Raw genomic sequence first — 14005 nt, 5'->3', positions numbered from 1 at the left:
GCCTGCCTTACTTGGAGGCGGCGCCGGTGGTCTTGCCGAAGCGGTTGCGGAACTTCTCGACGCGGCCGCCCATGTTGTCTACCGACTTCTGCGTGCCGGTGTAGAAGGGGTGCGATTCGCTCGAGGTGTCGAGCTTGAAGAGAGGCAATTCGCGACCGTCCTTGGTCTTGCCCATTTCCTTGGTGTTCGCGCACGAACGGGTCACGAACTCGAAGCCGTTCGACAGGTCGACGAACAGAACTTCGCGGTAGTTCGGGTGAATGCCTTCTTTCATGATCTTTCCTTTGGTCGATGCGAGAGCCACGTGAAGTTCCGTTAAGAGTTCGGAAACTCCCCCGGCACGGCGCCGGGCTGCACTTTTCGCTAAGCCCATAATTATCGCATACTGGGCGTCCATAGTGCCAGACCTCTTTTCCCCATGAATTCCCGCCCCTTGCGCGCCGGCCTCGTCGGCTTTGGCTTCGCCGGCCAGACCTTTCATGCACCGGTTCTGTCGGCCGTTCCGGGTCTCCAGCTGGGCGCGGTGGCCAGTTCCCAGCCGCACAAGGTCCATGCCGACTGGCCCGGCGTCGACGTGGTGCCCGACGTGGCGGCCTTGCTGGGCCGCGCCGACATCGACCTGGTGGTGATCGCCGCGCCCAATGCGCAGCACCACCCGCTGGCCAGGGCGGCGCTTGCCGCGGGCAAGCATGTGGTGGTCGACAAGCCCTTCACGCTCGATGCGGCCCAGGCCCGCGAGCTGGCAGAACTGGCGCAGCGCAAGGGCCGCTTGCTGTCCGTCTACCAGAACCGCCGCTTCGATTCGGACTTCCTGACGCTGCAGGGGCTGCTTGCGAGCGGCGAGCTGGGCCGGCCGGTCTACTTCGAGTCGCACTTCGACCGTTTCCGGCCTCAGGTGCGCGAGCGCTGGCGCGAACAGCCGGTGCCGGGGGCGGGCCTGTGGGTGGATCTCGGTTCTCACCTGGTCGATCAGGCGGTTCGGCTCTTCGGCCGGCCCGACACGCTGCAACTCGACACCGCGGCGCTGCGCGACGGGGCGCTGGTCGAGGACTATTTCCATGCCGTGCTGCGCTACGAGAGCGGCGCGCCCGCGCCCTTGCGCGTCGTGCTGCACGCGACCACGCTGGCGGCCCATGCGGCGCCGCGCTACATCGTGCACGGTACGCGCGCCAGCTATGTCAAACGGGGGGTAGATCCGCAGGAGGATGCATTGCGAATCGGCGGACGTCCGGGCGGCGAAGGGTGGGGCGCAGATGCGCTCGTCGGCGAGCTCACCCTGCCGGCCGATGACGGCCATGCCATGACGCGCAAGGTACCGGCGCTGCCTGGAAACTATGTCGCCTACTACGCCGCGGTGCGCGACGCGATTCTGGGTCAGGGTCCGAACCCGGTGCCGCCCGAGCAGGCGGTCGAGCTCATGGAACTGCTCGACCTGGGCCGCCAGAGCGCCGCCGAAGGACGGGCCCTGGCGGTGGGCTGAAGGGGATCAGCCGCCGCGACGCATCATGTCGAAGAACTCGACATTCGTTTTCGTCGCCTTCATGTTCTTCAGCATGAGCTCCATCGCCTCGATTTCGTCCATGTTGTACATGAGCTGGCGCAGGATGCGGGTCTTCTGCAGTATTTCGGGCGGCAGCAGCAGTTCTTCGCGGCGGGTGCCGCTGCGGTTGAGCTGGATCGAGGGAAACACGCGCTTCTCGTAGAGGCGGCGGTCCAGGTGGATTTCGGAGTTGCCGGTGCCCTTGAACTCTTCGAAGATCACTTCGTCCATGCGGCTGCCGGTATCGATCAGGGCGGTGCCGATGATGGTGAGCGAGCCGCCTTCCTCCACGTTGCGCGCGGCGCCGAGGAAACGCTTGGGACGCTGCAGCGCGTTGGAGTCCACGCCGCCGGTCAGCACCTTGCCCGACGAGGGCACGACGTTGTTGTAGGCGCGGGCGAGGCGGGTGATCGAGTCGAGCAGGATCACCACGTCCTTCTTGAGTTCGACCAGGCGCTTGGCGCGCTCGATCACCATCTCGGCCACGTGCACGTGGCGCGCAGCGGGCTCGTCGAAGGTCGAGGCGATGACCTCGCCCTTCACGGTGCGCTGCATCTCGGTCACTTCCTCGGGCCGCTCGTCGACGAGCAGCACCATCATGTGGACCTCGGGATAGTTGGCGCTGATCGCATGCGCGATGTGCTGCATCATGACCGTCTTGCCGCTCTTGGGCGGCGCCACCAGCAGCGCGCGCTGGCCTTTGCCGATCGGCGCAATGATGTCGATGATGCGGCCGGTGATGTTCTCTTCGCCCTTGAAGCCGTCGCGCTCGAGCCGCATCAGTTCCTTGGGGAACAGCGGCGTGAGGTTCTCGAACATCACCTTGTGCTTGTTCTGCTCGGGCAGGCCGTCGTTGACCTTGTCGAGCTTGGTCAGCGCGAAGTAGCGTTCGCCGTCCTTGGGCGTGCGCACCTCGCCTTCGATCATGTCGCCGGTGTGCAGGTTGAAGCGGCGCACCTGGCTCGGCGAGATGTAGATGTCGTCGGTGCTGGCGGTGAAGCTGGTGTCGGGGCTGCGCAGAAAGCCGAAGCCGTCGGGCAGGATCTCGAGCACGCCGTCGGCGAAAACCTGTTCGCCGGCCTTCGCGCGCTTCTTGATGATCGCGAACATCAGCTCCTGCTTGCGCATGCGGCCGACGTTTTCGATCTCAAGCGCTTCGGCCTGCTTGAGGACTTCGGACACGTGGAGTGCCTTGAGTTCGTTTAAGTGCATGGAATGACCCCGTGCGGGGAAATCTTGTCGGAAAGAACCAGGGGGGAGGTTTGAGGAGAGGCGAGAGATGCCTCACAAACCGGGGAACTCGAACCGGGTGCCTGGAAGGGCCGGTGATCTGCGAGGATTATGACAGGAAAAACGAGGCTGCCGGCGCATTGCGCGCAGGCAGCCGGGAATCAACGCTCAGGCGAGCTGCTGGTCGATGAAGGCGGTGAGCTGAGCCTTGCTCATCGCGCCGACCTTGGTCGCGGCCAGCTGGCCGTCCTTGAACAGCATCAGCGTGGGGATGCCGCGGATGCCGAACTTGGCGGGGATGTCGCGGTTCTCGTCCACGTTCATCTTGGCGATCTGCAGCTTGCCTTCGTAGGTGTTGGAGACCTCGTCGAGGATGGGCGCGATCATCTTGCAGGGGCCGCACCATTCGGCCCAGTAGTCCACCAGCACGGGCTTGCCGGACTTGAGCACGTCGGCTTCGAAAGAAGAGTCTGAGATGTGTTTGATGAGTTCGCTGGCCATGGGTGTGTCCTTCTGCGCTGAAAGTTTCGGTGCAGCTAAAGTGCGGGTCATTGTGACAGAAACCAAGTGCCGGCGTGGTCGGCGCGGACGCTATGGCCTCGATAGCCAAAGCCCTACACCAACATCCGATGCAGTCCTCTGAGCGCCATCCCGCGCACGCGCTTTGGTGCGACCCGGCCTATGGCCTCGTCGGCCGGATCGCGCGCATGCTGGCCGAGCGCGGATTGCATGCCGCGCGCACCGTGGTGCTGGTGCCCTACGCGCAATTGATGCAGGTGGCGCGCGCCATGTGGGCCGCGTGCGGCACGCCGGGCTTCGCACCGCGCTTCGAGACCACGCGCAACTGGGCGCGCAGCGCCGGCGGCTTCGTGCCCGCCGTGGACGACATCGCCTTCGACATGGCGCGCGACCTGCTCACGGCGCAGTCGCTGCTGTCCCGCACGGGCTTTGCGGCATCGCGCATCGCGCTGGCGGGCCGGCTGGTCGAGATCGCGCTGCAGCTCGCGCCGCTGGCCGCGGCCGAACATCCGGACGAACGCGCGGCCTGGGCCCAGCGCGTGCGAGGCGCCATCGATGCCGGCAGGGGCTCGGAGTGGTTCGACATCGAGAGCGCGTTGAACGGCATCGCGCTCGCCTGGGCTGCCAGCTCCGGTTATGCGACCGACGTGCTGCTGGGCGGCGGCGCGCTGGCCCAGGTCGACCAGTTGATCGTGCTCGACGGCCTGCAAAGCGATCCGCTCACGAACAAGCTCGCGGCGCTGTTCGGCGAGCGCGTACTGCACTTTCCGCTGGCGACGCTGGACGCGCCCGCGTGCACTGCGGCTCTCCATCGCGCGGCCGACCCCGAAGACGAGGCCCAGCGTGCCGCGGCCTGCGTGCTGCGCCACCTGGCCGAGGGGCGTGCGCCCGTGGCGCTGGTAGCCACCGACCGTGCGCTCACGCGCCGCATCAGCGCCCAGCTGGCCGCGCAGGGGGTAGCGCCGCGCGATGAAACCGGCTGGAAGCTCTCGACCACGCGCGCGGCTGCCACCCTGATGAGTGCTCTGCGCGCCTGCGCCCACGATGCCTCCAGCGACCAGGTGCTCGATTGGCTCAAGAGCGCCAGCGTCCTCGACGGCCGTTCGGTCCGGGCGCTGGAGGCACGTCTGCGCGATCGCGGCATGCGCGACTGGCACAGCTGGTGCGCCTTCGTTGCGGCGAGCGAGAAGCCGCAGGACCTGGGCCTGCTGCCTTTCACCAACGACGTCGAAGCCCAACGCTCGGCGCTGGCCCGCACCCGACCGCTTGCCGAATGGCTCGCCTCCACGCGCGCGCTGCTCGAAGCCGGCGGCCAGTGGGCCGCGCTGCATGGCGACGTGGTCGGCATTGAAGTCATCGCGGCGCTCTATCTGGATGCCGACGAAGGGGAGATTCGCGGTGCGCGCTGCACCCTGGCAGAGTTCACCGCCTGGGTGCGCGACGTGCTCGAAGCCGCCAGCGTGCGCCTGCCGTCCGACGCGGATTCGCCGCAGGTTGTGGTCCTGCCGTTGCACCAGTTGCTGGGCCGCACCTTCGGTGCCGTCGTGGTGCCGGGTTGCGACGACCAGCGCCTGCCCGCGTCGCCCGAGCCGCCCGGCGACTGGAATCCGGCGCAGCGCCTCGCGCTCGCGCTGTCGTCGCGCGAAGCGCTGGAGGCCGCCCAGCGCGCCGCGTGGGCCATTGCATTGCGTGCGCCGTACTGCGATCTGCTGTGGCGGCAGTTCGATGCCAGCGGCGAACCCGTGCGCCCCAGCGCGCTCGTGCAGATGCTGCATCTCGACCAGTCGGCGGCCGACGCCGATGACCCGCGCACGCCGGTGCAAGTGGCCGCGCGACCGACACCGCGGCCGCAGCCGCACGGCGATGCGCTCGTGCCCGCCACGCTGTCGTCGACGGCTTACGAGGATCTGCGCCGCTGCCCCTACCGTTTCTTTGCGCTGCGCCAGCTCGGCTTGCGCAGCAGCGACGAGCTCGATGCGGAAGTCGACAAGCGCGATTTCGGCAACTGGTTGCACGCAGTGCTGGGCCATTTCCATGAGGCCTTGAAAGAAGCGCCGACCGCCGAGCTGCCCGCCAGGCTCGCGCTGATGGCCCTCGCGGAGCAGGAGGCGACGCGCGAATTCGGCCTCTCGGAGGCCGAGTTCCTTCCTTTCGCCGCGGCCTGGCCTGCGGTGCGAGACGGCTACCTGGCCTGGCTGGCCGGGCACGAGGCCGGCGAAGGCGCCGTGTTCGTCGAGGCCGAGCCGTGGAAGGAGGTTGCGCTGGGCAGCGTGAAGCTGGTCGGGCGCCTCGACCGCGTCGATGCCACGCCCGATGGACGGGCCTTCGTGATCGACTACAAGACCGAGTCCGTCGACAAGACAAGGGATCGCGTCAAGGACCCGATCGAAGACACCCAGCTCGCCTTCTACGCCGCGCTCTTCCCCGACGACAGCCTGCGTGCCGCCTACGTCAACGTCGGCGAGAAAGCCTCCGGCACGCGCACCGTCGAGCAGACCGACGTGATCGCCGCGCGCGACGCGCTGGTGACCGGCGTGATGGACGACCTCGCACGCATCGGCCGCGGCGCCGCATTGCCCGCGCTCGGCGAAGGCACGGTCTGCGAACACTGCGCGGCGCGCGGCCTGTGCCGCAAGGATTTCTGGGAGCTGGCGGGATGAGCATTGCCGCCTACGAACACAACGGCGCCCCCGTTGCGCGCGAACGTTTCTACGCGATCGCCTGCGACCCGCGCCGCTCGGTTGCGGTAGAGGCGTGCGCCGGCGCCGGCAAGACCTGGATGCTGGTATCGCGCATCCTGCGCGCCCTGCTAGAGGAAGGAGAGGGCGCCTGCGCGCCGCACGAGATCCTCGCGATCACCTTCACGAAGAAGGCGGCCGGCGAGATGCGCGAGCGGCTGGACCAATGGTTGGAGGCCTTTGCCGAACGTCCGCTGGAACAACTCGTGCCCGAGCTCGTGATGCGCGGCATGGACCGCGCGGCTGCCGAAGCCGGCGCACCGCGGCTCCAGGGGCTCTACCGCGAGCTGCTGTCGAGCGGCCGGCCGGTGCAGTTCCGCACCTTCCATGCCTGGTTCGCCGGCCTGTTGCGCAGCGCTCCGGTGGCGGTGCTCGAACGACTCCGGCTGCCGGCCAACTACCAGCTGCTCGAAGACGATGCCGAGGCGCGCGCGCGCGTTTGGCGCCCCTTCTTCTCGGCCGTGGCGGCGAACGCCGAGGCCTCCGCCGACTACCGCGCGCTGGTTGCGACGCACGGCCGTTCGCAGACCGCCAAGGCGCTCGACGATGCGCTCACGCGGCGCGTCGAATTCGCATTGGCTGACGCGCATCACGCGGTCGACGAGGCCGTGGTGCCGATGGGCGTGATGTATCCGGCGTTCGAGAGCACCGATTCGCCCGACGAGGTTCTGCTTCACGACCCGGCCTCTCGCAGCACACTGATGGCGGCTGCCCGCGCGCTGGGCCGCGCGAGCGCGCCGACCTTTTCGCAGAAGGGCGTCGAGCTCGAACAGGCGCTGACCGAGGGCCGCGCCGCAGGCGTGCTCGACGCGCTGCTCACCCACAAGGGCGAACCGCGCAAGTTCAGCGAGAAGCTCGCGGGCCTGGCGGAGGTGCGTGCGGCGCAGGAGCGCGCGCTGCAGTACTGCGCCGCACGGGCCCAGCACGCCGCCTGGCTGTACCAGCAGCGCATGGCACGGCTGACGCGGCTTCTGATTCGCTGCTTTGCCGAGGTCAAGGCCGCGCACGGCTGGGTCGACATGAACGACGTCGAGCAGGCCGCTCATCTGCTGCTCGGCAACTCGGAACTCTGGGGCTGGGTGCAGGAGCGCCTCGATGCGCGCGTGCGTCATCTGCTCGTCGACGAATTCCAGGACACCAATCCGCTGCAGTGGCAGGCGCTCCATGGCTGGCTCGGCAGCTATGCGGGGGCCGGCGGGCGGCGTCCCGGCGTGTTCATCGTCGGCGATCCGAAGCAGAGCATCTACCGTTTTCGCCGCGCCGAGCCGCAGGTGTTCATCGCGGCCAAGCAGTTCGTCCAGCAGGGCCTCGGCGGCGACCTGCTCAACTGCGACCACACGCACCGCAATGCGCAGGCTGTGGTCGGCCTGGTCAACGCGGTGATGACGGACGCGCAGCAGGCCGGCGAGTTCGGCGGCTTCCGCGACCACACGACCGAATCGCGCGTGTCCGGCGTGGTGCGCAAGCTGCCGCCGATCGCGCGGGACGCGGTGGCTTCCGCCGATGAGGGCAACGGCCTCGACGAGGATGGCGCGCTGCAGTGGCGCGATAGCCTCGACACCCCGCGCGTGCTGCCGGAAGAGCGGCTGCTGCAGAAGGAATGCCAGCAGGCGGCCCGCTGGATCGCCGAGCGCATCGCGGGCGGGCTCGCACCCAGCAGCATCATGGTGCTGGCGCGCCGCCGCAGCCGGCTGGCCGTGCTGCAGGACGAACTGCGCAAGCTGCACATCGCGGTGCAGCAGCCCGAGAAGAACGAGCTCAACGACGCGCCCGAGGTGCAGGACATGGTGGCGCTGCTCGATGCGCTGGTCTCTCCGGACCACGACCTCTCGCTCGCACGCGCGCTGAAATCGCCGCTGTGGAGCATCGACGACGACGCCTTGGTGCAGCTGGCGCTGCGCCAGCGCGCCCGGCCCGCGAGCTGGTTCGAGCTGCTTCAGGCGCCCGACCTGCCCGAGCCGCTGGCCGGCATCGGTCCGCGCCTGCGGCAATGGCAGCAGTGGCTGGCCGCATTGCCGCCGCACGATGCGCTGAGCGCGATCTACCACGATGCCGACGTGCTGGCCAGGTTCGCGGCTGCTGCACCAGCCGCATTGCGCGCCGGGGTGCTGAGCAATCTGCGCGGCCTGGTGGCTGCATCGCTCGAACTCGACGGCGCGCGCTTCGCGACGCCCTATGCGCTGGTGCGCGCGCTGCGCGCCGGCGGTTTGCGTGCACCGTCGATCGCTGCGGCCGATGCGGTGCAGCTTCTCACGGTCCATGGCGCCAAGGGGCTTGAAGCCGAGCTCGTGCTGCTGCTCGACACCGACGCGGCCAGCCAGCGCGCGCAGACCATGGGCGTGCTCGTGAAATGGCCGGGCCATGCCGCGGCGCCCGAGCGCTTCGTGTTCGTCGCAAGCGAAAAGAATCCGCCGGAATGCACCGTGGACGACCTTGCAGAAGAACAGGCTGCCCGGCACCGCGAGGAGATCAACGCGCTCTACGTGGCGACCACGCGGGCGCGGACCGAGCTCGCGCTGTCGGCCGTGACCGCAGCGCGGCCGAATGCCCAGAGCTGGTGGGCGCGCCTGGAGTCACGTTGCGAGCCGATCGCCGACGTGTCGGGCGCAGTGCCCGTCGCTGCTCCGCGCGCGCCCGCCACTTTCGGCATGCTGAAGCTGCCTGCGCTGCTAACTGCAATGGCCGAGCGCACGCCATCCATCGAGCCCATGGTGCCGGCCGCCGACACGCGCGCCTCGGCGTTCGGCCAGGCCATGCACCGCCTGCTCGAATGGTCCCAGCCCGGCGCGCCGCTGCCGTCGGCGCATGTGCGCGCCGCGGGCCGCGAGTTCGGACTCGACGCCGCCGCTGCGCGTGCTGCGGCCACGATGGCGCAACGCATTCGTTCGGGCGCGGGCGCCTGGGCCTGGGACCCCGCGGCGCTCGACTGGCATGGCAACGAAATCACGCTGATCCACGGCGGGGAAACGCTGCGCATTGATCGCCTGGTGCAGCATCGCGAAAGCGGCACCTGGTGGGTGCTCGATTACAAATCCGCTGCCCGCCCGGAGCGCGACGCTGCACTGATCGCGCAGCTGCAGCGCTACCGCGAAGCGGTGCAGGGCGCCTATCCCGGCGAGACCGTGCGTGCGGCCTTCCTCACCGGGCAGGGCGAACTGGTGACCCTCGAATGACGCAAGAAGAAAAGAAGGTCGCCGTCGTCGGTGGCGGCCCGGCCGGGCTGATGGCGGCCGAAGTGCTGAGCGCGCAGGGCGTGGAAGTGCATCTCTACGACGCCATGCCCTCGGTCGGACGCAAGTTCCTGCTTGCGGGGCGCGGCGGCCTGAACCTCACGCACTCCGAGCCCTTCGACAGTTTTGCCGGCCGCTTCGGCGAGCGCCGCGCGCAGATCGAGCCGCTGCTGCGCAGCTTCGGCCCCGAACAGCTGCGCGAATGGGTCCACGGGCTCGGCATCGAAACCTTCGTCGGCACCTCGGGGCGCGTGTTTCCCACCGACATGAAGGCCGCGCCCTTGCTGCGCGCGTGGATGCATCGCCTGCGCGCGGCCGGCGTGCGTTTCCACATGCGCCATCGCTGGCTGGGCTGGCCCGACGCGGCGTCGCCGTCGACCGCGCTGCGCTTCGCGACGCCAGCCGGCGAGGTCGAGGTGCAGGCCGATGCCGTGGTGCTGGCGCTCGGTGGTGCCAGCTGGTCTCGACTCGGCTCCGACGGCGCCTGGGTGCCGTGGATCAGCGAGCGCGGCGTGGCGGTGGCGCCGCTCGCGCCGGCCAATTGCGGCTTCGATGCCGTCTGGACCGCGCATTTCGCCGAGCGCTTTGCCGGCATGCCGTTCAAGTCGGTCGCGATCGCCTTCACCGATGCCCGCGGCCGCCGCTTTGCGCGCAAGGGCGAATTCGTCGCCACCGCCACCGGCGTCGAAGGCAGCCTGGTTTACGCGGCCTCCGCGTTGCTGCGCGACGAGATCGCAGCGCAGGGCAGCGCCACCTTGCTGCTCGACCTGCTGCCCGATCGCAGTGCCGAGCAGGTGCGCACCGCCGTGCTGCATCCGCGCGGAGCGCGTTCGCTCGCCAGCCATCTGAAGAGCCGGCTCGGTCTCGAGGGCATCAAGACCGGTGTGCTCCACGAAGTGCTCACGCGCGAGCAGATGCATTCGCCCGTGAAGCTGGCCGAGACGATCAAGGCGGTGCCGCTTCGTCTGCTTGCGACCAGACCGATCGATGAAGCGATCAGCACGGCGGGCGGCGTGCGCTTCGACGCGCTCGATGCCCACCTGATGGGCAGCGCGCTCCCCGGCGTGTTCTTCGCGGGCGAGATGCTCGACTGGGAAGCGCCGACCGGCGGCTACCTGCTCACTGCCTCGATGGCCAGCGGCGTGGCGGCGGCGCGCGGCGTGATGTCGTACCGGAATACGAAACTGAATACTTCCGGTTGACGTGCATTTGTTTGCAGGGCCGCGGACAATGCCACGCTCCTTGAGCCTGACAAAAAGAACATGTACCCGCAGGTCGACATTCAAAAAATCAGAGAGAGATATTTCAACTACAGCGTGAGCATCGGCAAGTCCGACAAGCGTTATGCCCGGCAGGGCCTGCGGTCGATCGCGGAATGCCTGCACGATGCGGCGACCGCGCTGGGTCACCACTTCCCGATTGTGGCCCTCAGCTACGAGGGGCGCGCGCTGGGCTGCTATCACGTCGCGAACATGGAGCACAAGACGGTGGCGCTCGCCGACACGCTTCTTGCCAAGCTCGCACGGGCGGAAACCGCCGCCTGAGGGCGATGCGGTTTCCTTGGATGTGAGGTTGACGAGCCTTACCCCCGGCACTGACTACGCAGTTAGGGCTGCTTGGTTCCCCACCTGACCCGGTTGGCCACTTCACCATGCGGGGAGGCCCGTCAACCGAGGATTGTAGGCCAGGGCCCGTTACCCCCATGAATCACCAAACCATCAGCGAAGTCTCGAGCGCTGCGTCGGCGTAGTAGAGACGCACGCCGACCAGGTAGTGGCGGCCCTTATGCAGGCGCATGCTGACGCGCGCATTGAGGTCGGTGCCGCTGTCGTCGTTGCCGGCGATCTGCACGTTGCCGGCCGGCGTGACCTCGAACAGCACCAGCACCGTGTCGGAGGTGCCGAAGGTGCCGATGCTGTAGGTGCGCGTGCGAGTCGGTACGAGTTCGAAGTTGCGGGTTTCGCCGGCCTTGAGTTTGAGCAGTTGCGAGAGCCCGACCTTGAGTGCCGACACCGCCGGGGCCCTGACGCCGGGGTAGGTCTCCACCACCCAGGCCTTGTCGTCATAGGACAAGCCGCCCTTGGGCACGAGCCCGGCCTGGTACTGCGCCGGCGCATCGATGAGCCCGGGCTCGAACTGGTATTCCATGACCGAGTCCGGATCCCAGGTCGTGCCCTTGACCTCGGCCTGCGGGATCTTGCGCAGGATGTTCCACTCGATCTGCGACTCCTGCCAGAAGTTCGGCGGGCCCTGGAAATAGTCGATCACTGCCTGGCGGTTCCAGGTGATGCCGGCATGGGGGTTCTGATGTTCATGCTCGAGACCGAGCGTGTGGCCGATTTCGTGCAGCGCCGTGTCCTGGCCATAGGGCGTGGTGAGCGGCCAGCCGAAATTCATCGTGCGCTGCAGCGGGTCGCGAATACCGAGCACATCGCGGCCGACGTAGGACCAGGAGCCGTCCTGCGCATCGAAGCCGATGCGCACCGTCGCGTCTTCCGGCGCCTCGACGCGCCGAAAGGCGATGCCGATGCCAAGCTTGGCCCAGGCCTCGAAGGACTCGTCGACCGCCCCCGTGTCCTCGTTGCTGCCCTGCCATGCGGCGGGAACTGCGTCGCCGCGTTTGAAACAGTAGTAGGTGAGTTGCGTGCCGTTCACCCATTTCTTGCTCGAAGCGATGATGGCGGAGGCGCGGCCCGCGGAGACGCTGCTGTCGAACTGCCGCGGCGCCTGCACCGGCTGGACGCAGTAGCGGCGAAGCCCGGCATCGCCGGACTGTGCTTTCCTGGCCGCGGCAGTGCGCGCGGCCTTGTGGGTCGCAGTGTGCATGTCGGTCTCCTCGAAGGGCCGTTTCATGCTAAGCGCGGAACCGCGAAAATCTATAAGTAAAAAGGCCTATGCCTGGTCGGGCGGAGGCCTCCGGTGGGGCCCCTAAAATGCGTCGATGGCCTATCTCGTGCTCGCTCGCAAACACCGCCCCAAGACTTTCAGCGAGATGGTGGGCCAGGAACATGTCGTTCAGGCGCTCGAAAACGCGCTGACCTCGCAGCGGCTGCACCACGCCTATTTGTTCACCGGCACTCGCGGCGTCGGCAAGACCACCGTTTCGCGCATCCTGGCCAAATCGCTCAACTGCCAGGGCCCGGACGGGCAGGGCGGCATCACCGCCACGCCCTGCGGCGTGTGCCAGGCCTGCAAGGACATCGACACCGGCCGCTTCGTCGACTACACCGAGCTCGATGCGGCCTCGAACCGGGGCGTCGACGAGGTCCAGGCCCTGCTGGAGCAGGCGGTCTACAAGCCGGTGCAGGGACGCTTCAAGGTCTTCATGATCGACGAGGTGCACATGCTCACCGGCCATGCGTTCAACGCGATGCTGAAAACGCTGGAAGAGCCGCCGGAATACCTCAAGTTCGTGCTGGCCACCACCGACCCGCAGAAGGTGCCGGTCACCGTGCTGTCGCGCTGCCTGCAGTTCAACCTGCGGCCGATGGCGCCCGAAACCGTGCTCGAGCATCTCACGCGCGTGCTGCAGACCGAGACCGTGCCGGCCGAACCGCATGCGCTGCGCCTGATCGCGCGCGCCGCCCGCGGCTCGATGCGCGACGCGCTTTCGCTGACCGATCAGGCCATCGCTTTCGGCAACGGCGAACTGCTGGAGACCGGCGTGCGCCAGATGCTTGGCAGCGTCGACCGCGGCCACGTGTTCCGCCTGATCGAGGCGCTGGCGCAGGGCGACGGCCTGACGGTGGTCGACACCGCCGAAGCGCTGCGCCGCGACGGCATGTCGGCCGCGTCCACGCTCGAAGAAATGACCGCCGTGCTGCAGGCCATGGCCGTGCTGCAGGCCGTGCCTTCGCGCGCAGAAAGCAACGATGCGACGGATCCCGACGCGGCCGAGACCGCGCGCCTGGCGGCATTGATGCCCGCCGACGAAACGCAGCTGCTCTACAGCCTCTGCCTGCACGGCCGCGGCGAACTGGGTCTGGCGCCCGATGAGTACGCAGCGCTCACGATGGTGTTGCTGCGGCTCCTGGCCTTCAAGCCCACCGGCGCGGCCGGCGCGGAAAAAAAAACTCTGAATGAAGCGCCGCGCGCCGCGGCGCCCGCGCCTCGCGCGCCGCCCGTCGAGGCGGAACGCCCTGCGGTGGCTGCGGTCGTGGCGACTGCCGGCCCTGTCGCGCCGCCCGGCCAGCGGCTGCCGGTGCGGGACGAGCCCTCGCTCTCTGCAACGGCTGCCTCCAGGCCGGCGGCCGCTGCCGATCCGGCACCTGCCGCGAAGGTCATGGCCATGCAGGTGCGGGTGCAGCCGCCGCCCGGCGCACGCGAAGCACCGCGCGAAAGCGAATCGGCGCCGATCGTGCCCAGCGAGGAGGGCGACTTCTGGCATGCGACCGTGACGCAGATGGTCGCGGCCGAGGCGATCACCGCGCTTGCGCGCGAACTCGCGCTGCAGTCGCAGCTGGTGGCGCGCGATGTCGACCAGTGGCTGCTGCGCGTCGAGCGCGAATCGCTCAACCAGGCGAGCAGCCGGGAGAAGCTGCAGGCTGCGCTCGCGGCGCTGGGTCACAGCGTGAAAATCGCGATCGAGATCGGCGCCGTGGTCGACAGCCCCGCACGCCGCAACAAGCAGGCGGCCGACGAGCGCCAGCGCGTGGCCGAGGAAGCGATCCGCAACGACCCCGAGATTCAGTCGATGATGCGCGACTGGGACGCGAGAATCGTCCCGGGTACGCTCAAGCCCGCCTGAA

10 protein-coding genes and 1 other RNA gene are annotated in these 14005 nt (G+C 68.3%); 6 read left to right on the top strand and 5 right to left on the bottom strand.

Annotation, left to right across the window (positions count from 1 at the left end; genetic code table 11):
• Nucleotides 1-7: 7 nt before the first annotated feature.
• Nucleotides 8-274, bottom strand: a complete 267-nt coding sequence (locus BLS74_RS19900; protein ID WP_093108878.1) for a type B 50S ribosomal protein L31 — start codon at nucleotides 272-274, stop codon at nucleotides 8-10.
• Between the two features lie 144 nt (nucleotides 275-418).
• Between BLS74_RS19900 and BLS74_RS19895 the strand changes: the two genes are divergently transcribed.
• Nucleotides 419-1480: an oxidoreductase gene (locus BLS74_RS19895; RefSeq protein ID WP_093108877.1), complete on the top strand. Its 1062-nt coding sequence runs from the start codon at nucleotides 419-421 to the stop codon at nucleotides 1478-1480.
• A 6-nt stretch (nucleotides 1481-1486) separates the two neighbouring features.
• Here the strand turns inward: BLS74_RS19895 and rho are convergent, their stop codons facing one another.
• Both rho and trxA read right to left on the bottom strand, forming a co-directional pair.
• The gene (rho, locus tag BLS74_RS19890; RefSeq protein WP_093108876.1) at nucleotides 1487-2752 is read right to left on the bottom strand and encodes a transcription termination factor Rho; all 1266 of its coding nucleotides are present in this window, start codon (nucleotides 2750-2752) and stop codon (nucleotides 1487-1489) included.
• A gap of 186 nt (nucleotides 2753-2938) precedes the next feature.
• The gene (trxA, locus tag BLS74_RS19885) at nucleotides 2939-3322 is read right to left on the bottom strand and encodes a thioredoxin TrxA (RefSeq protein ID WP_280142644.1); all 384 of its coding nucleotides are present in this window, start codon (nucleotides 3320-3322) and stop codon (nucleotides 2939-2941) included.
• Nucleotides 3323-3399: 77 nt separating this feature from the next.
• Here trxA and BLS74_RS19880 point away from each other — a divergent pair, with 77 nt between their 5' ends.
• The 4 genes from BLS74_RS19880 to BLS74_RS19865 are packed head-to-tail and all read left to right on the top strand — an operon-like array spanning nucleotide 3400 to nucleotide 10801.
• The gene (locus BLS74_RS19880; RefSeq protein ID WP_093108874.1) at nucleotides 3400-5949 is read left to right on the top strand and encodes a PD-(D/E)XK nuclease family protein; all 2550 of its coding nucleotides are present in this window, start codon (nucleotides 3400-3402) and stop codon (nucleotides 5947-5949) included.
• Nucleotides 5946-9200 carry a UvrD-helicase domain-containing protein gene (locus tag BLS74_RS19875; RefSeq protein ID WP_093108873.1) on the top strand — a complete coding sequence of 1085 codons (3255 nt, stop codon included), beginning with the start codon at nucleotides 5946-5948 and terminating at the stop codon, nucleotides 9198-9200. The genes BLS74_RS19880 and BLS74_RS19875 overlap by 4 nt, the downstream gene beginning before the upstream one ends.
• A complete protein-coding gene (locus BLS74_RS19870) occupies nucleotides 9197-10459 on the top strand; it encodes a TIGR03862 family flavoprotein (protein ID WP_093108872.1) in 1263 nt (420 codons plus the stop codon). The genes BLS74_RS19875 and BLS74_RS19870 overlap by 4 nt, the downstream gene beginning before the upstream one ends.
• Before the next feature lie 60 nt (nucleotides 10460-10519).
• A complete protein-coding gene (locus BLS74_RS19865) occupies nucleotides 10520-10801 on the top strand; it encodes a hypothetical protein (RefSeq protein WP_093108871.1) in 282 nt (93 codons plus the stop codon).
• 27 nt (nucleotides 10802-10828) lie between these two features.
• Here BLS74_RS19865 and ffs read toward each other — a convergent pair.
• Together ffs and BLS74_RS19855 are read right to left on the bottom strand one after the other, a co-directional pair.
• An RNA gene (gene ffs / locus BLS74_RS19860) (signal recognition particle sRNA small type) lies at nucleotides 10829-10925 on the bottom strand.
• Nucleotides 10926-10964: 39 nt separating this feature from the next.
• Entirely contained in the window at nucleotides 10965-12083 is a 1119-nt protein-coding gene (locus BLS74_RS19855) for a M12 family metallopeptidase (protein ID WP_170855660.1), read from the bottom strand.
• 115 nt (nucleotides 12084-12198) lie between these two features.
• On the opposite strand from BLS74_RS19855, the gene dnaX reads away from it, so the two are divergent.
• Nucleotides 12199-14004: a DNA polymerase III subunit gamma/tau gene (dnaX, locus tag BLS74_RS19850; RefSeq protein WP_093108869.1), complete on the top strand. Its 1806-nt coding sequence runs from the start codon at nucleotides 12199-12201 to the stop codon at nucleotides 14002-14004.
• Nucleotide 14005: the final 1 nt, after the last annotated feature.

It is taken from the genome of Variovorax sp. CF079 (genome assembly GCF_900101545.1).
Taxonomy (GTDB): Bacteria; Pseudomonadota; Gammaproteobacteria; order Burkholderiales; family Burkholderiaceae_C; genus Variovorax.
Note: the sequence above shows the minus strand (reverse complement) of the source record. Positions and strands in the feature narration are given on the sequence as shown.